The 20,464-nt window shown below is 69.4% G+C and carries 18 protein-coding genes; 8 read left to right on the top strand and 10 right to left on the bottom strand.

Annotated features, from left to right (window positions below):
- Positions 1 to 356: 356 nt before the first annotated feature.
- Positions 357 to 785 (top strand): RrF2 family transcriptional regulator, encoded by a 429-nt coding sequence (locus AC1RRS_RS24705; RefSeq protein WP_110120654.1) that lies wholly within the window; start codon positions 357 to 359, stop codon positions 783 to 785.
- A 79-nt stretch (positions 786 to 864) separates the two neighbouring features.
- Here AC1RRS_RS24705 and AC1RRS_RS24700 read toward each other — a convergent pair whose 3' ends face one another.
- Positions 865 to 1,296 (bottom strand): CBS domain-containing protein, encoded by a 432-nt coding sequence (locus AC1RRS_RS24700; RefSeq protein ID WP_110120655.1) that lies wholly within the window; start codon positions 1,294 to 1,296, stop codon positions 865 to 867.
- 228 nt (positions 1,297 to 1,524) lie between these two features.
- On the opposite strand from AC1RRS_RS24700, the gene hfaA reads away from it, so the two are divergent.
- From hfaA to hfaD, 3 genes are read left to right on the top strand one after another with little or no spacing between them, the layout of a single operon-like run.
- Entirely contained in the window at positions 1,525 to 1,986 is a 462-nt protein-coding gene (hfaA, locus tag AC1RRS_RS24695; protein ID WP_487292518.1) for a holdfast anchoring protein HfaA, read from the top strand.
- Positions 1,976 to 2,980 carry a holdfast anchoring protein HfaB gene (hfaB, locus tag AC1RRS_RS24690; protein ID WP_110120657.1) on the top strand — a complete coding sequence of 335 codons (1,005 nt, stop codon included), beginning with the start codon at positions 1,976 to 1,978 and terminating at the stop codon, positions 2,978 to 2,980. Before hfaA ends, hfaB begins: the two co-directional genes overlap by 11 nt.
- On the top strand, positions 2,907 to 4,136 hold the full coding sequence (hfaD, locus tag AC1RRS_RS24685) for a holdfast anchor protein HfaD (RefSeq protein ID WP_492857475.1): 1,230 nt from the start codon (positions 2,907 to 2,909) through the stop codon (positions 4,134 to 4,136). Before hfaB ends, hfaD begins: the two co-directional genes overlap by 74 nt.
- Before the next feature lie 313 nt (positions 4,137 to 4,449).
- Here hfaD and AC1RRS_RS24680 read toward each other — a convergent pair whose 3' ends face one another.
- Entirely contained in the window at positions 4,450 to 5,700 is a 1,251-nt protein-coding gene (locus tag AC1RRS_RS24680) for a serine hydrolase domain-containing protein (protein ID WP_492857474.1), read from the bottom strand.
- 216 nt (positions 5,701 to 5,916) lie between these two features.
- Between AC1RRS_RS24680 and AC1RRS_RS24675 the strand changes: the two genes are divergently transcribed.
- The gene (locus tag AC1RRS_RS24675; protein WP_492857473.1) at positions 5,917 to 8,850 is read left to right on the top strand and encodes a M16 family metallopeptidase; all 2,934 of its coding nucleotides are present in this window, start codon (positions 5,917 to 5,919) and stop codon (positions 8,848 to 8,850) included.
- A 236-nt stretch (positions 8,851 to 9,086) separates the two neighbouring features.
- On the opposite strand, the gene AC1RRS_RS24670 is transcribed toward AC1RRS_RS24675, so the two are convergent.
- A complete protein-coding gene (locus AC1RRS_RS24670; protein WP_492857472.1) occupies positions 9,087 to 9,992 on the bottom strand; it encodes a hypothetical protein in 906 nt (301 codons plus the stop codon).
- A gap of 179 nt (positions 9,993 to 10,171) precedes the next feature.
- On the opposite strand from AC1RRS_RS24670, the gene AC1RRS_RS24665 reads away from it, so the two are divergent.
- Entirely contained in the window at positions 10,172 to 10,717 is a 546-nt protein-coding gene (locus AC1RRS_RS24665) for a PAS domain-containing protein (protein ID WP_492857471.1), read from the top strand.
- 133 nt (positions 10,718 to 10,850) lie between these two features.
- Here AC1RRS_RS24665 and AC1RRS_RS24660 read toward each other — a convergent pair whose 3' ends face one another.
- From AC1RRS_RS24660 to AC1RRS_RS24640, 5 genes are all read right to left on the bottom strand, one after another.
- A complete protein-coding gene (locus AC1RRS_RS24660; RefSeq protein ID WP_492857470.1) occupies positions 10,851 to 11,714 on the bottom strand; it encodes a class I SAM-dependent methyltransferase in 864 nt (287 codons plus the stop codon).
- 94 nt (positions 11,715 to 11,808) lie between these two features.
- Positions 11,809 to 12,201, bottom strand: coding sequence for a DUF3806 domain-containing protein (locus AC1RRS_RS24655; protein ID WP_492857469.1), 393 nt, complete (start codon positions 12,199 to 12,201; stop codon positions 11,809 to 11,811).
- 3 nt (positions 12,202 to 12,204) lie between these two features.
- Positions 12,205 to 13,149 carry an aldo/keto reductase gene (locus tag AC1RRS_RS24650; protein WP_492857468.1) on the bottom strand — a complete coding sequence of 315 codons (945 nt, stop codon included), beginning with the start codon at positions 13,147 to 13,149 and terminating at the stop codon, positions 12,205 to 12,207.
- A gap of 175 nt (positions 13,150 to 13,324) precedes the next feature.
- On the bottom strand, positions 13,325 to 14,989 hold the full coding sequence (locus AC1RRS_RS24645; RefSeq protein WP_492857467.1) for a choline dehydrogenase: 1,665 nt from the start codon (positions 14,987 to 14,989) through the stop codon (positions 13,325 to 13,327).
- Positions 14,990 to 15,319: 330 nt separating this feature from the next.
- Positions 15,320 to 15,847, bottom strand: a complete 528-nt coding sequence (locus AC1RRS_RS24640) for a gamma carbonic anhydrase family protein (RefSeq protein ID WP_492857466.1) — start codon at positions 15,845 to 15,847, stop codon at positions 15,320 to 15,322.
- 311 nt (positions 15,848 to 16,158) lie between these two features.
- Between AC1RRS_RS24640 and AC1RRS_RS24635 the strand changes: the two genes are divergently transcribed.
- Together AC1RRS_RS24635 and AC1RRS_RS24630 are read left to right on the top strand one after the other, a co-directional pair.
- On the top strand, positions 16,159 to 16,935 hold the full coding sequence (locus AC1RRS_RS24635; RefSeq protein ID WP_487292508.1) for a PhoH family protein: 777 nt from the start codon (positions 16,159 to 16,161) through the stop codon (positions 16,933 to 16,935).
- Positions 16,936 to 17,036: 101 nt separating this feature from the next.
- Positions 17,037 to 19,028, top strand: coding sequence for an OPT family oligopeptide transporter (locus tag AC1RRS_RS24630; RefSeq protein ID WP_487292507.1), 1,992 nt, complete (start codon positions 17,037 to 17,039; stop codon positions 19,026 to 19,028).
- A gap of 56 nt (positions 19,029 to 19,084) precedes the next feature.
- Here the strand turns inward: AC1RRS_RS24630 and AC1RRS_RS24625 are convergent, their stop codons facing one another.
- Positions 19,085 to 19,765, bottom strand: a complete 681-nt coding sequence (locus AC1RRS_RS24625; protein WP_492857465.1) for a GNAT family N-acetyltransferase — start codon at positions 19,763 to 19,765, stop codon at positions 19,085 to 19,087.
- Positions 19,762 to 20,376, bottom strand: a complete 615-nt coding sequence (locus tag AC1RRS_RS24620) for a TetR/AcrR family transcriptional regulator (protein ID WP_492857464.1) — start codon at positions 20,374 to 20,376, stop codon at positions 19,762 to 19,764. Before AC1RRS_RS24620 ends, AC1RRS_RS24625 begins: the two co-directional genes overlap by 4 nt.
- Positions 20,377 to 20,464: the final 88 nt, after the last annotated feature.

Raw genomic sequence — 20,464 nt, 5'->3', positions numbered from 1 at the left:
AGCGCTCCCTCCCGAAGACCAAAAGGTCGTCGGCAATCCAGCTGCCCGAGTCGATTGAGGCCGCGGAACTTAGCGATCCAGCGCCGAAAATGCAAGTCGAAACCTTCATTTCCGAAGCTGCGAAGGCGTCCCCCGCGGCGAGGTGCGGCTTCTACGTGGGGCCTCCGCCGGCCGCAAGCCGATTCCGCCCGCCCCGCGCCCTTAGCTGTGGGCGGATCTGTGCATGGAGTCCGGAACAGAAGCGCTTGCGCCCCGCCCCGCCGTGGCTTCATAGAGCGCGCAGGGTCAGGTGCGCGCGGCTGACCCGCCTGACGCGCTCCATCTATAGAGAGCGCTCTATAGAAGAGGGGTCGTCGATGTTGTCCCAGAAGGCGCGCTACGCCCTGCGCGCGATGATCGAACTGGCGCGCGCCGAGGAGCAGGTCACGGCCGGCGAACTGGCCCTGCGCGCCGACGCGCCCCGCAAGTTCCTGGAAGCCATCCTGCTGGGCCTGGCCCGCCACAAGCTGGTGACCAGCCGCCGCGGCAAGTTCGGCGGCTACCTGCTGGCCCGCCCCGCCGCCGAGATCAATTTCGCCGAGATCATCCGCCTGGTCGACGGGCCGCTGGCCTTGGCCCCCTGCGTCAGCCGCACCGCCTTCCGCCGCTGCGAGGACTGCAGCGACCTGGTGACCTGCGCCCTGCGCGAGGCCCTGCTGCGGGCGCGCGACGCCACCGCCGCCGTGCTCGAGGGCTACACCCTGGCCGACGCGGTCACCGGCACGGGCGCCGAGCTGATCGGCTGACGCCCCTCTCTATATGTAGGGGCGCTCTCATATGAGGCGCTCCCTATAGAAGAGAGAGCGCCCCTCGCCCGCCCCGGCCTCAGCCGGCGGCGATATAGGCCTTCAGGCCGTCGGCCTCGGCCTGGGTCTCCTGGATCTTGTACTTCACCAGGTCGCCGATCGAGATGATCCCGACCAGCCGACCGCCCTTGGCCACCGGCAGGTGGCGGATGCGCCGGTCGGTCATCTTGGCCAGCAGGGCCTCGATGGTCTCGTCCGGCTGGGCGAAGATCACGTCGCGGGTCATGCAGGCCGAGATCGGCTTGGTGAGGGCGCCGGCCCCCTCCTTGGCGATCTGCCGCACGATGTCGCGCTCCGACAGTATGCCGGCGATGCTTTCGTCGGCCTCCAGCACCACCATCGCCCCGACCTTGCGGGCGTGCAGCAGGGCGGCCGCCGCGCCGACGGTTTCCTGGGGCGAGGCGGTGAACACCAGGTCGCCCTTGTCCTTCAGGATCTGAGACACCAGCAAAGCTCAATCCTCCCTTATGGTTCTTGGAGAACGAGGGTCTCGCAATCCCGCTCCGGGATCAATGGCGTAAGAGACGCCAAAGGATGCGCGGCCTTCCGATCGACCGCCCCAACCGCCGCGCGGTGCGCGTTTAACCAATTCTGGATACCTTGGCGCCTAGGATTGGCGTGTCCGGTTTTGGCACGGGGGTTGCTTGCAATCCCCTGGCAGACAGTCGCGGAGCCCGTCATGGCCTCAAATAAGAACAACAAGCCCCTCGTCCGGGCCTACGGCGCGGCTTTCGTCGCGGCCGGTGTCCTGATCGGGGCCAGCGTTCCGGCCTTCGCCCAGAGCGTCAGCACCAATTCGGCCTCGTACAACGCCGGCTATGGCCGCACGGCGGGGCAGGAAAACCAGATCGTCGACTATTCGACCCGCGACGCCAACGGCAACCGCGTCATCGTCGACGGCGTCATGCTGACCGGCAGCGACCAGAGCGTCTATTCCAGCCGCAGCTCGTCGGGCTCGCTCGACAGCTATTCGGGCGTCGGCAGCCTGGGCGGCTATTCCAGCTCGACCGCGATCGGCAACAACCTGACGGTCATCACCCAGGGCAGCAACAACGTGGTCATCGTCAACTCCAAGCAGGTCAACAACGGCAATGTCACCGCCGGTTCGTCGACCAACGGCGGTGTCTCCAATGGCAACTAAGCGGATCCTCCTGCTGGTGGCCGCGGCCTGCTCGGCGCTCAGCGCCTGTGGCGGCGGCGTGCCCAAGCGTCTGGACGCGGGCAACTACGCCCGGCCGATCGGCACCGCGCCGGTCACGGCTAACCCGACCCCCTATTCGACGGCGCTGAACTGCCTGGCCAGCTACGCCCGGCAGAACCGCGTCGCCGCCCCGCGCATCGCCGTGGGCCGCATCGCCGACTACACCGGCAAGGAAGAGTCCGACGGTTCGGGCCGCAAGGTCACCCAGGGCGCCTCGCTGATGGCCATGACCGCCTTCGCCAAGGCCGGCATGCCGATGGTCGAGCGCTTCGACACCTCGGTCTCCGAGCTCGAACTGAAGTACGCCAACAACAAGCTGATCTCCGACCGCCCGGCCCCGACGCCGGACGCTCCGGCCGACTATCGCAAGATCGTCGCCGGCCAGGTCGCGGGCTCGGACTTCTACCTCGTCGGCGGCGTCACCGAGCTGAACTACAACATCCATTCGGCGGGCGCCGACCTCTACGGCGGCGACCTCGACAGCGACGGCCTGAAGGCCAACTTCAAGCGCCGCCTGTTCGTGATGAACATCGCCATGGACCTGCGCCTGATCAACAGCCGCACCCTGGTGGTGGAAGACGTCATCTCCTACCAGAAGCAGGTGATCGGCCGCGAAGTCAGCGCCGGCATCTTCGCCTTCGCCAACAACAACGTCTTCGACCTGTCGGGCGGCAAGGGCGCGCTGGAGCCGGTGCAGCTGGCCGTGCGCTCGCTGATCGAGCGCTCGGTCGTCGAGATGAGCGCCAACCTCTACGGCATGCCGGGTCCCCAGAGCTGCCTGCAGTCGGATCCGTTCGGCGCCGACACCGTCGGCGTCACGGGCGCCTACACGCCCGCCTACAACAACCTGGGAACCAACAATGCGCAGACCCGCGAAGATCCGTCTCGCTGGAACGATCGCAGCGATCCCTCTGTGCGTCGCGGTCGCTACTAGCGTCGCCTTCGCCCAGGGCCAGGTTCTCAACAACCAGGTCAATCTGGGCGAGGTCTTCACCGAGCAGACCCTCAACGTCGTCACCGTCGAGGAGGGCGTCAGCGCCACCACGACCGCCGCCGGCAACGCCGTCGGCATCGGCGGCGAGCGCGCCGACGTCAGCGCCACCTCAAACCAGGTGAACTCCGGCTCGGTCTACGGCCACGGCGTGGTCAACGCCTCCGGCTCGATGGGCGCGTCCAGCGACGTCACCACCGTGGCGACCGGCAACAACGGCTCGGTCGACATGACCGAGGCCACCTATTCCGGCTTCACGGTCCAGACCAACAGCGGCGCGGTCACCGCCCGCGGCCAGGTCGAGGGCGAAACCGCCCAGGCCGGCGACCTGACCATGGCCACCCAGGCGATGGGCAACGCCCAAGGGCTCTATCTCGACAACGGCTCGGCCGGCGCCCGCATCAGCCAGGCCAATTCCGGCGACGTCCTGGCCGACGGCGGGGCGATCGTGCAGTATGTCAGCGGCACGTCCACCGTGGCCGGCGCGGCGGCGGGCAACAGCATCGCGATCGGCGGCTACAACCAGTCGGCCGCCCGGGTGATCGCCGACCAGGGCAACACCTCCGACCTCGTCCAGGCCAGCAAGTTCACCGCCTACGGCAACAGCTACCTGACCAGCACGGCGACCACCGCCGTCGCCAACGACCTGTCGGCCAGCAACACCGGGCCGCTGCTCGACGTGGCCAACCACCAGTACAACACCGCCTATGTGCGCTCGCAGGCCGAGACCAGCTCGTATCTCTACGGCGCGGCCCAGGCCAGCGCCAACGGCGTGGGCAACAACGCCATCGTCGGCAACACCGGCGCGGCCCTGGTGCTCGACAACGTCCAGACCAACGACGGCGGCGGCGTCGAGGTGATCGCCAGCGCCACGGGCGACACCGGCTACGACATCGGCGCCAGCGCCACGGCGGCCGGCAACTCGGTCACCGGCTATGTCTGCAGCCAGTGCGGCGGCTCGATGAGCGTCTCCAACGACCAGTCCAACAGCGCCGACGTCTCGGCCCGCTCGACCACCACGGTCACGGGCTCGGCCCGCTCGGTGACGGGCACGGCCAGCGCCACGGGCAACAACGCGGCGTTCTACATCCGGAACTGAGGCCTCTCTGCTCCTCCCTTGCTTTAGCGGGGGAGGTGGCGCGCTGCGGATACGCAGCGTGACGGAGGGGGCGAGACTGGGCTCGGCCCTCCCCCCGTAAAATCCCCGCGAAAGCGGGGACCCAGGTGTTTTCCAGCAATGCCCGTTCCCTCTCCCCTTGCGGGAGAGGGTGGCCTCCGAAGGAGGTCGGGTGAGGGGTCTCTCAGAAATCGAAACCGCGTGTGGCGGTCAGGCCGGGTGATGCGTCTCATGTCTGAGAGACCCCTCATCCGTCGGCTTCGCCGCCACCTTCTCCCGCAAGGGGAGAAGGATTTCAGCGCCCGTACACCGCGTCGCGCAGTTCCCGCGTCACCTGGCCGTTCATGCCTTCGAACGCGGTATTGGTCAGCAGCACCACGGTCAGACCAGCCTTGGGATCCACGAACCAGTTGTGCCCATAGACCCCGCCCCAGGCCAACGTGCCCTGCCCTTGCGGGGTCTTGGCCACCGCCGGATCGTCGAGCACGGCCCAGCCGTAGCCGAAGCCCCAGCCGGGGCCCTGGGTGGCGGCCTTGATCCCGGCCTGGTCGGTGATCATCAGTTTGACGCTAGCGGGCGAAAGCACCGGCCCGCCGCCGGTGCGCACGGCCTCCAGCAGGGCCAGCACGTCGCCGGCCGTGCCGACCATGCCCGCTCCGCCCGAGGGGAAGGCGGCCGGATCCGTCGCGCGGCTGGGGGCCATGCGCACGGCGGTCGCGCCCAGAGAGACGTCCTGGTTGTCGGTCATCCGGGTGGGGGCCGGGCTGGCGTTGGCGTAGGGCGTGGCCAGGCGGGCCGGGTCCTTGGCCTGGAAGCCGGCGTCCTTCAGGCCCAGCGGGCCGGTCACGGTGCGCTCGACGACCTGCGGCAGCGGCTGGCCGTCGGCCTTCTCGGCCACCAGCCCCAGCACGTCGATAGCCAGCGAATAGCGCCAGGCGCTCCCCGGCGCGAAGGCCAGCGGCCCCTTGCCGATCCGGGCGACGTTCTCGTCCAGGGTCAGGCCCGAGATGTCGAGCCCGTCCGAGACGCCCAGCTTGTGATACGGGTGATCGGCCGTCTCCGACAGGCCGTAGGTCAGGCCCGCCGTGTGGTCGAGCAGCTGGCCTATGGTGATGGTCGGGACCCGCCCGTCGGCCAGGGCCGGCTTGAAGTCTGGCAGCCATTTGGTCACCGGATCGGCCAGCGACAGCTTGCCCTCCTCGACCAGCCGCATGATCGCCACGCTGACGAACGGCTTGCTGACCGAGGCCAGGCGGAACACCGCGTCCTCGCGCATCGGGGCGGTCGCCTCGCGGTCGGCCAGGCCCACGGCCCGGTGGTAGACGAGCTTGCCGTCGCGGGCGACCAGGGCCACCGCGCCCACCAGCCGCTGGTCGGCCACGGCGCGGTCGAGAACAGTGTCGATGCGGGCGGCCAAAGCGGCGTCGGGAGCAGCCGCCTGAACCGCCGGCTTGCCCACGGCCTGGGCCTGAACCATCGCCGGCGCGCCCGCCAGCACCGCCCAAATCGCCAGGGGGGCCGCAACGCCCGCAAGCCATCGACGCATTTCGCTGCTCCCTCGCCGCCGGACGCCCGGCCTTCCTACGGAGTGGGATGCGGCCGCGCCTTGCGCAAGTCCAGGCGCGCGAGTTTCCCACAGGCTTGCGGCCCGATGTTGCAAACTGGAAGTCGCCCTGGCCCAATCCGCCGCCGCGCGGCCTTGCTTGCGCCACGCGCGCCGCCCAAGTTGAGCTTCGACATCTTCCGCAATCGATCGGTAGCCATGATATCCGTCTCGCGCCTGGCGCTCGTCGTCTCCGCCGGCCTGGCGCTCACCGCCTGCTCCACCCTGCCTTCCGTTCTGCCCGGTTCGAGCAAGAAGGCCGACGCCCCGACCGCAGCCGCCGCCCCGGCAGCGCCCGCGCCGCCGGTCGCCCCGGTCAAGACCTCGGGCCCGCAGTTCTCCGACCTCAAGCCCGGCCAGTGGCCGCACGAGATCTCCGACGTCGCCGTCGATCCGGCCATCCACTTCGGCGTACTGCCCAACGGCATGCGTTACGCCCTGCGCAAGAACGCCACCCCGCCCGGCCAGGCCGCGCTGCGCCTGTGGTTCGACGCCGGCTCGCTGATGGAGGCCGACGACCAGCAGGGCCTGGCCCACTTCCTCGAGCACATGGCCTTCAACGGTTCGAAGAACGTGCCCGAAGGCGAGATGATCAAGATCCTCGAGCGCCGGGGCCTGGCCTTCGGGGCCGACACCAACGCCTCGACCAGCTTCGACGAGACGACCTACACCCTCGACCTGCCCAAGACCGACGACGGCACGGTCGACGACGCGATGATGCTGCTGCGCGAGGCGGCCGGCGAGCTGACCATCGACCCCGCCGCCGTCGACCGCGAGCGCGGCGTGGTGCTGTCGGAGGAGCGCACCCGCGACACCCCCGGCTACCGCGTCTTCAAGCAAGGCTTCGCTTTCAACCTGCAAGGCCAGCGGCCGCCCGAGCGCCTGCCGATCGGCACGACCGACGTCATCTCCACCGCCCCGGCCCAGCGCATCCGCGACTTCTACCAGGCCTGGTATCGACCCGAGAACGCGGTGTTCGTAGCCGTCGGCGACTTCGACCTCGACGCCATGGAGGCCAAGATCAAGGCTCGCTTCGGCGACTGGAAGGCCGTGGGCGAGCCGGGCGCGCGTCCCGACCTGGGCGCCGTGGCCCAGCGCGGCCTGACCGCCAAGGTCATCGTCGAGCCGGGCTCGGGCGAGTCGGTGCAGATCGGCTGGGCCCAGCCGGCTGATCAGCGGATCGAGACCAAGGCCACCGACCGCGAATACATGCTGGAATCGCTGGGCATGGCGGTGCTGAACCGCCGCCTGCGCGCCCTGGCCCGCGGCGAGACCCCGCCGTTCATCTCGGCCGGCGCCCTGCGCAACGACCAATACCACGCCGTCCAGATCAACGGCCTGTTCGCCCAGGTGAAGCCGGGCGACTGGAAGACCGCCCTGCAGGTGCTCGACCAGGAACAGCGCCGCCTCGTGCAGTTCGGCGTGCGCCAGGACGAGCTGGACCGCGAGATCACCGCCATGCGCGCCGGCTACCAGGCCGCCGCCGCCGGCGAGGCCACCCAGCGCACCCCGGCCCTGGCCGGCGCCATCGTCGGCAGCCTCGGCGACCGCGAGGTGGTGACCAGCCCCTCGCAGAACCTCGCCGGCTTCGACGCCATCACCAAGGACCTCAAGGCCGACGCCGTCTCGGCCGCCGTGCGCGCGCTGTTCGCCGGCCAGGGTCCGCTGATCGTGCTGCCGACCCCGACCGCCATCGAGGGCGGCGAGGCCACGGTCACCGCCGCCTATACGGACTCGACCAAGACGCCGGTCACCCCGCCGGCCGCCCCCGTGGCCACGGCCTGGCCCTATGCGGTGTTCGGCCCGACCGGCAAGCCGGTGGAGCAGAAGGACGTCGCCGACCTCGACACCGTCTTCGTCCGCTTCGAGAACGGCGTGCGCCTGACGGTCAAGCCGACCAAGTTCCGCGACGACCAGATCCTGGTGAAGGCCCGCATCGGCAACGGCCTGCTCGACCTGTCCAAGGCCGGCCAGAGCCCGCTGTGGTCGGCCTCGTCGATGATCGAGGGCGGTCTCAAGCAGATCACCGCCCAGGACATGGAGCAGGTGCTGACCGGCAAGGTCTGGAACGCCGGCCTCGGCGTCGAGGACGACGCCTTCGTGCTCAGCGGCCGCACCCGTCCGGAGGATCTCTCGACCGAGCTGCAGGTGCTGGCGGCCTACGCCTCCGACGCCGGCTGGCGGTCCGAGGCCTTCAACCGCATCAAGACCTATTACGGCACGATCCACGACCAGCTGGAGCGCACCAACAGCGGCGTCGTCGGCCGCGACCTGGCCGGGCTGATGCACCCGAACGACGGCCGCTGGACCTTCCCCAGCCGTCAGGACATCGCCGCCGGCTCGATCGACCAGCTGAAGGCCGCCGTCGGCCAGCCCCTGTCGACCGGCCAGATCGAGGTCGTCGTCGTGGGCGACACCACGGTCGAGAAAGCCGTCGCCGCCGTGGCCGAGACCTTCGGCGCCCTGCCTGTCCGCACCGGCGCGGCCGCGCCCGCCGAAGCCAAGCAGATCGGCTTCCCCGCCCCCTCCAAGACCCCGGTGATCCGCACCCACAAGGGCCGCGCCGACCAGGGCCTGCTGTTCATGGCCTGGAAGACCGACGACCTGTTCAGCGACCTGCAGCGCTCGCGCAACATCCAGCTCCTGGCCTCGGTGATGCAGCTGCGGCTGATCGACGAACTGCGCGAGAAGCAGGGCGCGACCTATTCACCCTCGGTCTCGGCCACGGCCAACGCCACCTTCCCCGGCTGGGGGTATCTGGGCCTCTCGGTCGAGGTGCCGCCGGAAAAGCTCGACCAGGTGGTCGCCAGCGTCCGCAAGATCGCCGCCGACCTGCGCGACAAGCCGGTCAGCGCCGACGAGCTGGAACGCGCCAAGCTGCCGCGCATCGACCAGCTGGAAAAGGCCCGCGAGACCAACGAGTACTGGCTGGGCGCGCTCTCGGGCGCCCAGACCGACCCGCGCCTGCTCGACGCCACACGCTCGGTGATCGCCGGCCTGCAACGCGTCTCCGCCGCCGACGTCCAGAAAGCCGCCCGCGCCTTCCTGTCCGACGACAAGAGCTGGACCTTCGAGGTCAAGCCGGAGAAGTGATCCTGATCCCTCTCCCCTTGCGGGAGAGGGTGGCCCCCGAAAGGGGGTCGGGTGAGGGGTCTCTCAGAGCTCAACACTTCGAGCAGCGGCCAGGCCGGGCGGAGCGTCCAATATCTGAGAGACCCCTCATCCGTCGGCTTCGCCGACACCTTCTCCCGCAAGGGGAGAAGGACAAAAGAAAAAGGCCTCCGCTCTTTCGAACGGAGGCCTTTGTCGTTTCGAACCGGCTTAGGCGATCAGTAGACCACCCCGCCGACGCCGCCGTCGAGGCTCAGGCTCATGCCCGACGACCGCGTCTCCCGGACCGTCTCCTCGCGATAGGCGGTGTAGGTCTCGGTGGTCAGGATGCTCAGGATCTTCACGCCGGCGCCGTAGCGGCGCAGCAGCGAGCGCTCGTTGCAGTCGCGGGCCGGGCGCTGCGGACGGCAGACCAGGGTCCCGCCCTCACCACCACGAATACCGGGCGTGTGATAGAGCGCCTCGTTCTTCTGGCAGATATAGGTCTGAGCGCCGCGGCCGCCGGTGCTGACGTCGATCGTGCTGTCGTATTCGCCGATCACGTACTGCATGCGGCTGCCGGCGATGCAGCGGTAGAGCTCGCCGTCATAGAGATCGTCGATGTCGCGGTCGGGCGTGACCTGCGAGGCCGGGTGCGGGATGTCCTTGTCGTCCAGGCAGACGGCGCGGACGACGACGCGCTTGAACTTGGTGCGGGTGGCTTCATAGGCCGTGCGGCGGGCGGTCTCGCCGCCGATCACGTTGAGGCCGTCGATATAGCCGGTGGCCTGCGGGCCCGAATAGTAGCCGCCGTGCGCGCCGCCGCCGTAATAGACGGTCGAGCTGGCGCCCGCGCCGGCCCCGGCGCTGCTGCCGGCCGAGGCGTTGGCCGAGGCGCTCGCATTGACGTTGACGTTCACGTTGACGGAGCTCTTGCCGCCGCCACCGCCGTTACAGCCGCTGTTGCAGCCGCTCGGCGGCTTGGGCGGGCGCGGGGGCGCCGGCGGCGGGGTGCAGCAGCTCGGAGGCGTGGTCGTGCAGCCGCTGTTGCACTGGGCGTAGGCGACACCGCCCACGAAGAGTCCGGCCAGGGCCGCCCCGATGGCGATCCACAGCTTGGACACGGTCAGTTTCGGCGCCGTCATGGCGTCTCCCCTTCACACAGCGTGCGTCTTCCAGCCGGTTCACCAGCAAGAAGCGCGCCATGGGCCCGCCGCGCCTCGACTCTGTGCCAAGACGATACGACGGGGCCCCTGGCCCGGTTCTCCTAGCAAGCCCCATGCGGTCGATCTGGACCGCGAAGTGGACCCGCCAGGGGACGACGATGTTCCATCCAAGCACGGAACGGTTGATAGACTATTGGCGAACCCAGGCCGGCGCCGCGCGCATGCCGTCCCGCGCCGATGTCGATCCGGGCGATTTCCTCGATATTCTGTCCCAGGTCTTCATCCTGGGACGCTCGGGCGGCCGCTATCCGTTCCGCCTGACCGGCGGCTTCGTGGCCGATCTGCACGCCCGCGACCTGCGCGGCGAGGACTCGCTGTCGCTGTGGGCGCTGTCGCACCGGCTGGAGGTGAAGTCGGCCCTGGAGGTCGCCCGCCGCCGGGCCGAGCCCGTCGTCGTCACTGCCGACATTCGCGCCCACGGCGTCGCCTCGGTCGGCATGGAGGTGCTGCTGGCCCCGATGACCGGCGCCAGCGGCGAGGTCGACCGGTTCCTGGGCCTCTACCAGCCGATCGCCATGATGCAGCGCCTGATGGGCCGCCCGGCCTATGAACTGGGCGTCCGCCGGATCCAGGCGCTCGGCCCCAACAACGCCGAGGCCCCGCGCCTGCGGCTGGCCAGCCTGGACGGCCGGCTGATCGCCTGACGGCGGACAAGGTTTCCTCCCGGACTCTGGAGCGGGAGGCTTGCGTCGCACTGCCGGGTGCGACGCCGAAGGGATGGAGGGGGACGCTCGGGAGAGCGCCTCGCGGCGGGAGCGCCCCCTCCTCCCGGATTTACTAGGCGCCGCCGTTGCGTGCGGTGACGATCCAGCCGGCGCCGTCGATCACCACCGACCGGTCCTGCGCCTTGGCCGCGAAGGCTTCGCGCACCGCGATCCTGGCTTCTTCCACCACCGCCTTGGCCTGCTCGGCCAGGGCCCGGGTCAGCGGGCCGACCTGGAAGGCCAGGTCCACGGCGTCGGCGATCGCCGCCTCGCGCGTCTCGCCTTCGCCGAAGACGATCTGGTGATCGACCGGCGTCAGCACGACATCGACGAAGCCGGCCTCGCCCAGAATCCGCTCCACCCGCGCCCGGTCGCCGAACGAGAACGGCCCAGGAGCCTCGGGCGGCGGCGCGGCGGGCGGGCCGACGATCGGGGCGATGGCCTGCAGCGGCAGCCGCACCCAGTCGTTCTCGCCCGCCCCGCGCCAGCAGACGAAGGCGAGGCGACCTTTCGGCTTCAGCGCCCGGCGCATGTGGGTGAAGGCCCCCGCCGGGTCGTCGAAGAACATCACCCCGAACCGCGAGAACAGCAGGTCGAACTGCGCCACCGGCAGCAAAGCCCGGCTGGCGTCGGCCACCTGGAAGCGGGCGTTCGGTCGCTCCTCGCCCAGCTCGCGGGCCCGCGCCACCAGCGGTTCGGAAACGTCGACGCCCAGAACGCCGCCCTTGGCCCCGACCAGGGCCGCCAGCGCCAGGCTGCCCGCCCCCGCGCCGCAGCCGATGTCGAGGACCTGTTCGCCCGGCGCCGGCGCGGCGGCGGCGACCGCCGCCCGGCCATAGGCGTCGAGCATCCGGTCGAGCCGCGCCTGGTTGGCCACCCAGCGCTCGCCGGTGCGCCCGTTCCAGTCGGCTATCTGGTGGACATTGCGCTCGGTCATGGCGGGGCCTCAGTTGAGAATTGATCTCAACAAGCTTTAGTCCCGCCGACGCCGGCTGTCGATCGAGAACACAGCCCCGCTAAGATCGTGTGGCCTAGGTCGCCAACTGGCGCAACCGTCCGACCGTGCTTTCGGCCAGATCCGCCAGGTTCCAGGCCTCGCCGTCTTTCAGACGGTTGGCGATCATGCTCAGCGGGTGACAGCCCAGTTGGACGCCCGTCAAGGCGACGCTGATCTCGTCGCCGTACGCGTCATCGACCGCCAGGGCCCATTCCAGGCCGCCGTGCGCGAGCAGCGCCTCGCCGAACGCATAGCCCACAGCCTCGATCGCCGCTGTCGCGCCTTCGGCCTCTGAAAGCAGAACATCGTAGAGCGCTTGCAGGTCGGTCGCCGACAAGCGCTCTACCCCGGCCATCCGTTCGGCCCGCGCCACCCCGATGCGGACGGCCGCACGCTCGGCTTCATCGAGAGGACGGTAGATCGGCAAAGCTCAGCGCCCCGCCGCGTCCAGCGCTGCGATCACCTCGGGCGGCAGGGTCAGGCGGGCGCCGGCCAGCAGTTCGTCGAGCTGTTCGACGCTGGTGGCGCTGGCGATCGGGGCGGTGATGGCCGGATGGGCGACGATCCAGGCCAGGGCGATCTGGGCGGGGCTCGCGCCGGTCGCCTCGGCCGCAGCGTCGAGGGCGGCCAGCACCCGCAGGCCCTTTTCGTTCAGATAGTCGCGCGCGATGGTCCGGCCCCGCGCCCGCCCCTCGAGATCGGCCTCGCTGCGATACTTGCCGGTCAGGAAGCCGGCGGCCAGGCCGTAGAACGGGATGATCCCGACGCCTTCTCGCGTCGTCAGCTCGGCCAGGGCGCCCTCAACCTCGTCGCGGTCATAGAGATTGAACTTCGGCTGGATCGACTCGTAGCGGACCAGGCCCTTGTCGGCCGAGGCCTTCAGCGACGCCTCCAGCCGCTCGGGCGTGAAGTTCGAGGCCCCGATGGCCCGCACCTTGCCGGCCTTCACCAGCCGGTCGAAGGCCTCCAGCGTCTCGTCGATGGGCGTGGCCGCATCGTCCTCGTGCGACTGGTAGAGGTCGACGTAATCCGTCTGCAGCCGGCGCAGCGAGTCTTCCAGCGCCTCGACGATGTTGGTCGCCGACAGACCGGGGCGCTTGGGCCACTTGGCCACCTTGGTCAGGATCTTGATGCTGTCGCGCTTGCCGCCGGCCGCCAGCCAGCGGCCGATCGTCGCCTCGGACTCGCCGCCTTCGTGTCCCGGGACCCAGGCCGAATAGACGTCGGCCGTATCGACCGCGTCGAAGCCGCCGTCGACGAAGGCGTCGAGCAGCCGGTGCGAGGTCGTCTCGTCGGCCGTCCAGCCGAAGACGTTGCCGCCGAACACCAGCGGGGCGATCGAGAGGCCGGAGCGGCCGAGGGGGCGTTGGCTCATGAAGCAGGTCCTATTGGAAGACGGCCGTGACTGTGGGCGGCTTCACCCGCCCCCGCCCAATCAAACTTTGAAATAAGGCCTATTGGGCGCGAGCAGCGGATCTATCCGAAACCGCCCGCGCGCCTCCCTCTTCCGTAAAACCCCCGCGACAGCGGGGATTTTACGGGTGAAGAGGTCAGGCCGCCGCCGCGGCGGCCCCGTCGAACACCGGCGCGTCCTGCGGCGCCAGGGTCGCCTTGCCGCGCAGCAGGTCGGCCGCCCGCTCGGCGATCATGATCGTGGGCGCATTGGTGTTGCCGCCGATCAGGGTCGGCATCACCGAGGCGTCGATCACCCGCAGGCCCGCAAGGCCCTGCACCCGCAGCTGGTCGTCGACCACCGCCAGCGGATCGCCGGCCGCGCCCATCCGGCAGGTGCCGACCGGGTGATAGATCGTCTCGGCCTTGGCCCGGATCCAGGCGTCGATCTCGGCGTCGCTCTTCACCCCGGCGCCCGGCGCGTACTCGCTGTCGCGATAGGGATCCAGCGCCGCCTGGGCGGCGACGTCGCGGCCGATCCGCACGCCTTCGCGCATCGCCCGGCGGTCCTCGTCGGCGGCCAGGTAGTTGGCCAGGATCGTCGGATCGGCGAACGGGTCGGCCGACCGCAGGCCCACCGAGCCCCGGCTCTCCGGCCGCAGCTGACAGATGTGCAGGGTGAAGCCGTCCTTCTCGACCACCACCTTGCCGTGGTCCTGCATGATCGCCAGCACCGCGTGAATCTGCAGGTCGGGCCGGTCGAGATCGGGCCGCGAGCGCAGGAAGGCGCCCGACTCCAGGAAGTTCTGCCGCCCGATGCCCTTGCCCATCAGCAGGTAGGAAAGGCCGACGCCCAGCTTGTTCAGCCCCTTGTTGGCCGAATAGGCGGTCTTGAGCCCCTTGGTCGTCCACGACAGGCAGACGTCCAGGTGATCCTGCAGGTTCTGACCGACGCCGCGCGACTCGTGGATGGTCGAGATGCCGTGCATCTTCAGCGCATCCGGATCGCCGATCCCCGACAATTGCAGAATTTGCGGAGACTGCACCGCGCCGGCGCTCAGCAGCACCTCGGCGTCGGCGTGCGCGACCGCCGTCTGGCCGCCCTTGCCTGCGACATATTCGACGCCGATCGCCCGGCCTTTCTCGACCAGGATCCGCGTCGTGCGGGCCTCGGTGATGCAGGTCAGGTTCGGCCGCGCCAAGGCGCCGGCCAGATAGGCGGCCGCCGCGCTCCAGCGCTTGCCGTCGCGGATCGTCAGGTCGTAGGGGCCGAAGCCCTCCTGCTGGAAGCCGTTGAAATCCTTGGTCACCGGGTGGCCCGCCTGGCGGCCCGCCTCGATCACCGCCTTGTAGAACGGGCTGTCGGACTCCCCGGCCGAGACGTGCAGCGGCCCGTCGCCGCCATGATAGTCGCAGCCCCCGCCGTGGAAGGTCTCCGAGCGCTTGAAGTAGGGCAGCACCTCGGCATAGGACCAGCCCGACAGGCCCATCTGCCGCCACTGGTCGTAGTCGCGGGCATGGCCGCGGATATAGATCATGCCGTTGATCGCCGAGCTCCCGCCCAGGCCCCGGCCGCGCGGCCACCACAGGCGGCGGCCGTCCAGGTGCGGCTCCGGATCGGTCCAGAAGCCCCAGTTGCTCTCGCCCTTGGCCTTGATCAGTTCGCCCACGCCCGCGGGCATGCGCACCAGCACCGAGCCGTTCTTGCCGCCGGCCTCCAGCAGCAGAACCTTCACCGCCGGATCCTCGCTCAGCCGCGCGGCCAGCACGCAGCCCGCCGAACCGGCGCCGATGATGACGTAGTCGTAGCGCGTGCCCGACATGGCGTCCCTCCCACAATGTTATCGTTGTTAAGACAGAGAGTGACCCGGCCCGGCGACGGCGGCAAGAGGGCGCGTAAACGCCGCCATAACGTCGTTACGGATTTTGCGAAGACTCAACCTTAATCCGATCTGCAAACCTGCCCGCCATCATGACGGCATCAGATCGATCGGCGGCTTCGTGGAGAGCGCCTTCCGGTCATCCGAACTTCCAACGGCGGCTTCGATCCCGCTGCCGCCGTGAGAAGCCCCGCGCACCGAGCCCCCCGCGCGGGTCCGTCAGGAGCGCCGCCGTCTTCCCCCCAGAGGGCGGCGCTCCTGCATTTTTCCGGCTCACAAGGCCTTCAGGCCGGCGCGATAGCGCTTCCAATTCTCGACATAGTGCAGGGCCGAGGCCTGCAGGATCATCGCCTGGTGCTCGCTGACCTCGCGGATGATCTTGCCCGGCGCGCCGACCACCATCGAGTTGTCGGGGATCTCCTTGCCCTCGGTGATCAGGGCGCCGGCCCCGATCAGGCAGTTCTTCCCGATCCTGGCGCCGTTGAGGATGATCGAGCCGATGCCGATCAGCGAGCCGTCGCCGATCGTGCAGCCGTGCAGCATCACCATGTGGCCGACGGTGACGTTGGCGCCGATGGTCAGCGGGATCCCGGCGTCGGTGTGCAGCACCGAGCCGTCCTGGATGTTGCTGTTCTCGCCGACGGTGATCGGATCGTTGTCGCCGCGCAGCACCGCGCCCCACCAGACGCTGGCGTTCTGCTTGAGCACGACGTTGCCCATCACGCTGGCGCTGGGGGCGATCCAGTATTCGCCTTCCGGGGGAAGCCGCGGCGCCGCATCGCCCAACGAATAGACAGTCATCCGTACACCCCGTGTTCTTTTGGCACGCAGAATCTTAATCGCTCAGAAACCATAATCACCCCATTGTAAATCCGGTGATTCGGCATGGAACATCCCTTCATCGGGAGACTTCCTTCCGTATCTGCCGCGGACCATACCGACCGCGGCCTCCTGACGACGGAGAACAGGGTCTTGCGTTCGGCGTTCCGGCGTACAGCACCGCCTTCCTGGGGCTCCACCGAGCCGCCTGGCCGCGCCTGCGGCTCCGTCTTCTGCTCCTCTCATCGACCCAAGGACGACGCCTCACGGCCTCGTCCTTTTTTCATGCCTGAATGGAGGCTTTGATGACCAAGCGAGCCCTGAAGCGGATGGTGCGCGAGGGCGCGGACGACCGCTATGACGACGCCAAGGTGCGTCGCCTGCCGGTGGAGCATCGCGGCGGCTGGTCGCCGCTGGGCGAGACGGACAACGCGCCCCGGGATCAGAGCTACATCAAGACGATAAAACCAAAATCACCGGGCCAGGCCCAGCTGATGGAGGCCATGGACTCCAAGAACCTGGTCATGGCTCTGGGTCCCGCCGGCACCGGCAAGACCTACCTGGCCATCGCCAAGGCCGTGGAGGCGCTCGAGGCCGGACGGGTCAACCGCATCGTCCTGTCGCGCCCCGCCGTCGAGGCCGGGGAGTCGATCGGCTACCTGCCGGGCGACATGGAAGACAAGCTGGCCCCCTATCTGCGCCCGCTCTACGACGCCCTGACCGATCGCCTTTCGGTCAAGCGCATGCGGGCCCTGATGGCCGAGGGCGCCATCGAGATCGCCCCGGTCGGCTTCATGCGCGGCCGCACTCTCAACAACGCCTTCGTGGTCATCGACGAGGCCCAGAACTGCACCTACATGCAGCTGAAGATGCTGCTGACGCGCCTGGGCTGGCACTCGACCATGGTGGTCACCGGCGACCCGAACCAGTCCGACCTGCTGCCGGGCATCTCGGGCCTGGCCGACGTGGCCGCCAAGTTCGAGGAGCTGTCCAACATCGCCGTCGTCCGCCTGGCCGACAAGGACATCGTCCGTCATCCCCTGGTGGCCGAGATGCTCGGCGTTCTGTGACCCTAATTCTGTAATTTCATAACAGTTCTTGCCCCTCGGGGCTTGAGTATGGGGCGGTCGGACTGCAAGGTCCGGCCGCCTTAACTGTTTTGGGACCCCATATGTCCGATGCCGCCGCCGCCCCACGCTCGGAGTTCACGCTCCGCGGCGTGCTTCTGGGGATCCTGATCACCGTCGTCTTCACGGCCGCCCAGGTCTATCTCGGCCTGAAGGTCGGCCTGACCTTCGCCACCTCGATCCCCGCCGCGGTGATCTCGATGGCCCTGCTGCGGTTCTTCAAGACCTCGACCATCCAGGAAAACAACATCGTCCAGACGATCGCCTCGGCGGCCGGCACGCTGTCCTCGGTGATCTTCGTCCTGCCGGGCCTGCTGATGATCGGCTGGTGGTCGAACATCCCGTTCCTGGCCACCTTCGGCATCTGCGCCGTCGGCGGCATCCTGGGCGTGATGTACACGATCCCGCTGCGCCGGGCGCTCGTGACCAACTCGCCCCTGCCCTATCCGGAAGGCGTCGCCGCGGCCGAGGTGCTGAAGGTCGGCGCCGGTTCGCGCGAAGGCGCGGCCGAGGGCAAGGCGGGCCTCTGGGCCGTGATCGCCGGCACCCTGGCGTCGGCGGCCTTCGCGGCCCTGGGCGCGGCCAAGATCTTCGCCGCCGAGGTCGCCACCTACTTCAAGGTCGGCAAGGGCGCGACCGGCATCGGCGCGTCCAGCTCGCTGGCGCTGATGGGCGCGGGCCACCTGATGGGCATCACGGTCGGCATCGCCATGTTCACCGGCCTGTTCATCGCCTGGGCCGTGCTGGTGCCGATCCTGACCGGCGTGTTCCCGGCCGAAGCCGGCATGAGCGTCGCCGACCACGCCCTGAAGGTCTGGTCCACCAAGGTCCGCTTCCTGGGCGCCGGCGTCATCGGCGCGGCCGCCATCTGGACCCTGGGCAAGCTCGTGGTGCCGATCTGGCGCGGCCTGGTCTCGGCGTTCGAGGCCGGCAAGGCCCGCCGCGCGGGCTCGGGCGACATTCCGCGGGTCGAGCAGGACATCCCGCTCTTCGTCGTCGGCCTGGTTTCGGTCGCCCTGCTGGCCCCGGCCGGCTGGCTGCTGGCGGCCTTCGCGCTCGGCGGTCCCGCCGGCGCCCTGGCCCTGCCGCTGACCATCGTCGGCGTCGCTTATCTGGTGTTCGCCGGCCTGCTGGCCGCCGCCGTCTGCGGCTACATGGCCGGCCTGATCGGCTCGTCCAACAGCCCGGTCTCGGGCATCGCCATCCTGACCGTGCTGGGCGCCTCGCTGCTGGTCGGCGCCATCGGCCGCGGCCTGATCGGCCCCGACGCCGCCAAGGCCCTGGTCGCCTTCGCCCTCTATGTCACCGCCACCGTCCTGGCCGTGGCCGTCGTGGCCAACGACAACCTGCAGGACCTGAAGACCGGCCAGCTGGTCGACGCCACCCCGTGGAAGCAGCAGACGGCCCTGGTGATCGGCGTGCTGTCGGGCGCCGTGGTCATCCCGTTCGTGCTGGACCTGCTGGCCAAGTCCAACGGCTTCGTCGGCGCGCCGAACCTCAACGTCGTGCCCGGCGCCGAGCCCCTGGCCGCGCCGCAGGCGACGCTGATCTCGACCCTGGCCAAGGGCGTCATCGGCCATAACCTGCAGTGGGACCTGCTGGGCGTCGGCGCCCTGATCGGCCTTGCCCTGGTGCTCGTCGACATCGTCCTGCGCCGCGCCAGCAAGGATCGCTTCAGCCTGCCGCCGCTGGGCGTGGGCCTGGCCATCTACCTGCCCAGCGCGGTGACCGCCCCCGTGGTGGTCGGCGCCGTCGCCGGCTGGATCTTCGAGCGCGTGGTCTCCAAGGACCGCAAGGCCGAGGTCGCCAAGCGCCTGGGCGTGCTGATCGCCTCGGGCTTCATCGTCGGCGAGAGCCTGTTCAACGTGGCCCTGGCCCTGCTGATCGTCGCCAGCAACAAGGGCGCCCCCCTGGCCATCGCCTCGCCGCCGCCCGAGCACCTGGGCATGATCATCGCCCTGGTCGTCGCGGCGATCCTGGTGGCCGGCCTCTACGCCTGGTGCCGCATCCAGGCCCGAAAGACCGAACAGGCCTGATCGGACTTTTCCGCTGAAGACGAAGACCCCGGAAGCCGCCGCTTCCGGGGTCTTTTTCATTCCGCCGCCAGCACGGTGAACCAGACGTCCGCCCGCCGCTCGAAGCCCAAGGCCCGGTAGAGCGCATTGGCCCCGGCGTTGTCGGCGTAGCTGTGCAGGAACGGCGTCTCGCCCCGCGCCAGGATCTTGCCGGCCACGTGCGCCATCAGCCCGGCGGCGTAGCCCTGCCCCCGGAAGTCTGGGTGGGTGCAAACGCCGCTGACCTCGGTGAAGCCGTCGGGCCGCATCCGTTCGCCGGCCATCGCCGCCAGTTCGCCGCCGACCTTCACCCCGACGAACTCGCCCAGTTCGTGGGTGCGCGAGAAGAACGGCCCGGGCTTGGTCAGCGTGGCCAGGGCCAGCATTTCGGCCGCGTCGGCTTCGGTCAGGGCGACGATCTCGAAATCGACGGGCTTGAGCGGGGTGATCGCCGACGCCGCCATCTGCCAGCAGAGGGCGCTGGAGACCACCGCCGTCCCAGGGATCGGCGGCGGCGGAGAAAGCTCGACCAGGCCGCTGTTTCCATGCTCGCCGACGAGCTCGCCCAGGGCAGCCAGGCTCTCCGGCGTCTCATCCGCGATGGCGGCGAACAGGCCGAAGCGCGGATCCATCCGCAGCGCGCCCTCCTTGGCGATCGCCAGGTGCGCCTGCCGGCCGGTCAGGCTGGACCAGACAGGGCGGTCGAGGGGATGGCTCATGGGCAATAGGCGGCGATCAGGGCCTTCACGGCGCCGACGCTGGCCATGGCCGGCTTGTCGTCGCCGTCGAACATCTGGCTGGAGGTGAAGACGCCCTCGATCAGCAGCAGGAAGGCGTCGCCCAGGGCTGCGGGATCGCGCGCGCCCATCTCCACCGCCTTGGCCCGCAGTCGCCGGCGCAGGTCTTCCTTGTGGGTCTGCGAGACCATCCGGCCGACGTGCTGGCGATCGGGATATTCCACCGCCGCGTTGCTCAGCGCGCAGCCGCGATAGTCGTCGCCGACCGACCGCGCCGCCAGCCCCTCGAAATAGGCGACCATCTGGGCCTTGGGGTCGCCGGGAAACGCATCCTCCGCCGACTTGAAGCGGTCCCAGAAGCCCTCTTCCACCTCGCGCAGCACAGCGGCGACCAGGTCGTCCTTGGACTTGAAGCTGCGATAGAGGCTGGGCTTGGTCACGCCCGCCTTGCTGACGATCTCGTCCACGCCCACGGCGCGGATGCCCTCGCGATAGAACAGGTCGCGGGCCGTCTCGAAGATCTTCTCGGCCGCCCGCGCCGCCGGCGCGTAGGGCTGGAGGTGGAGGGGTTGGTCGGCGTCGGTTTTCGTCATCGGTAAGAAGGCCTCTTGACGATGTTACTAACCGGTACGTACAACGCCATCAAGACCCGTACCGATCGGTTACATTTTCCGCTTGGAG

It is taken from the genome of Caulobacter sp. GW821-FHT12A07, from assembly GCF_058807655.1.
Note: the sequence above shows the minus strand (reverse complement) of the source record. Positions and strands in the feature narration are given on the sequence as shown.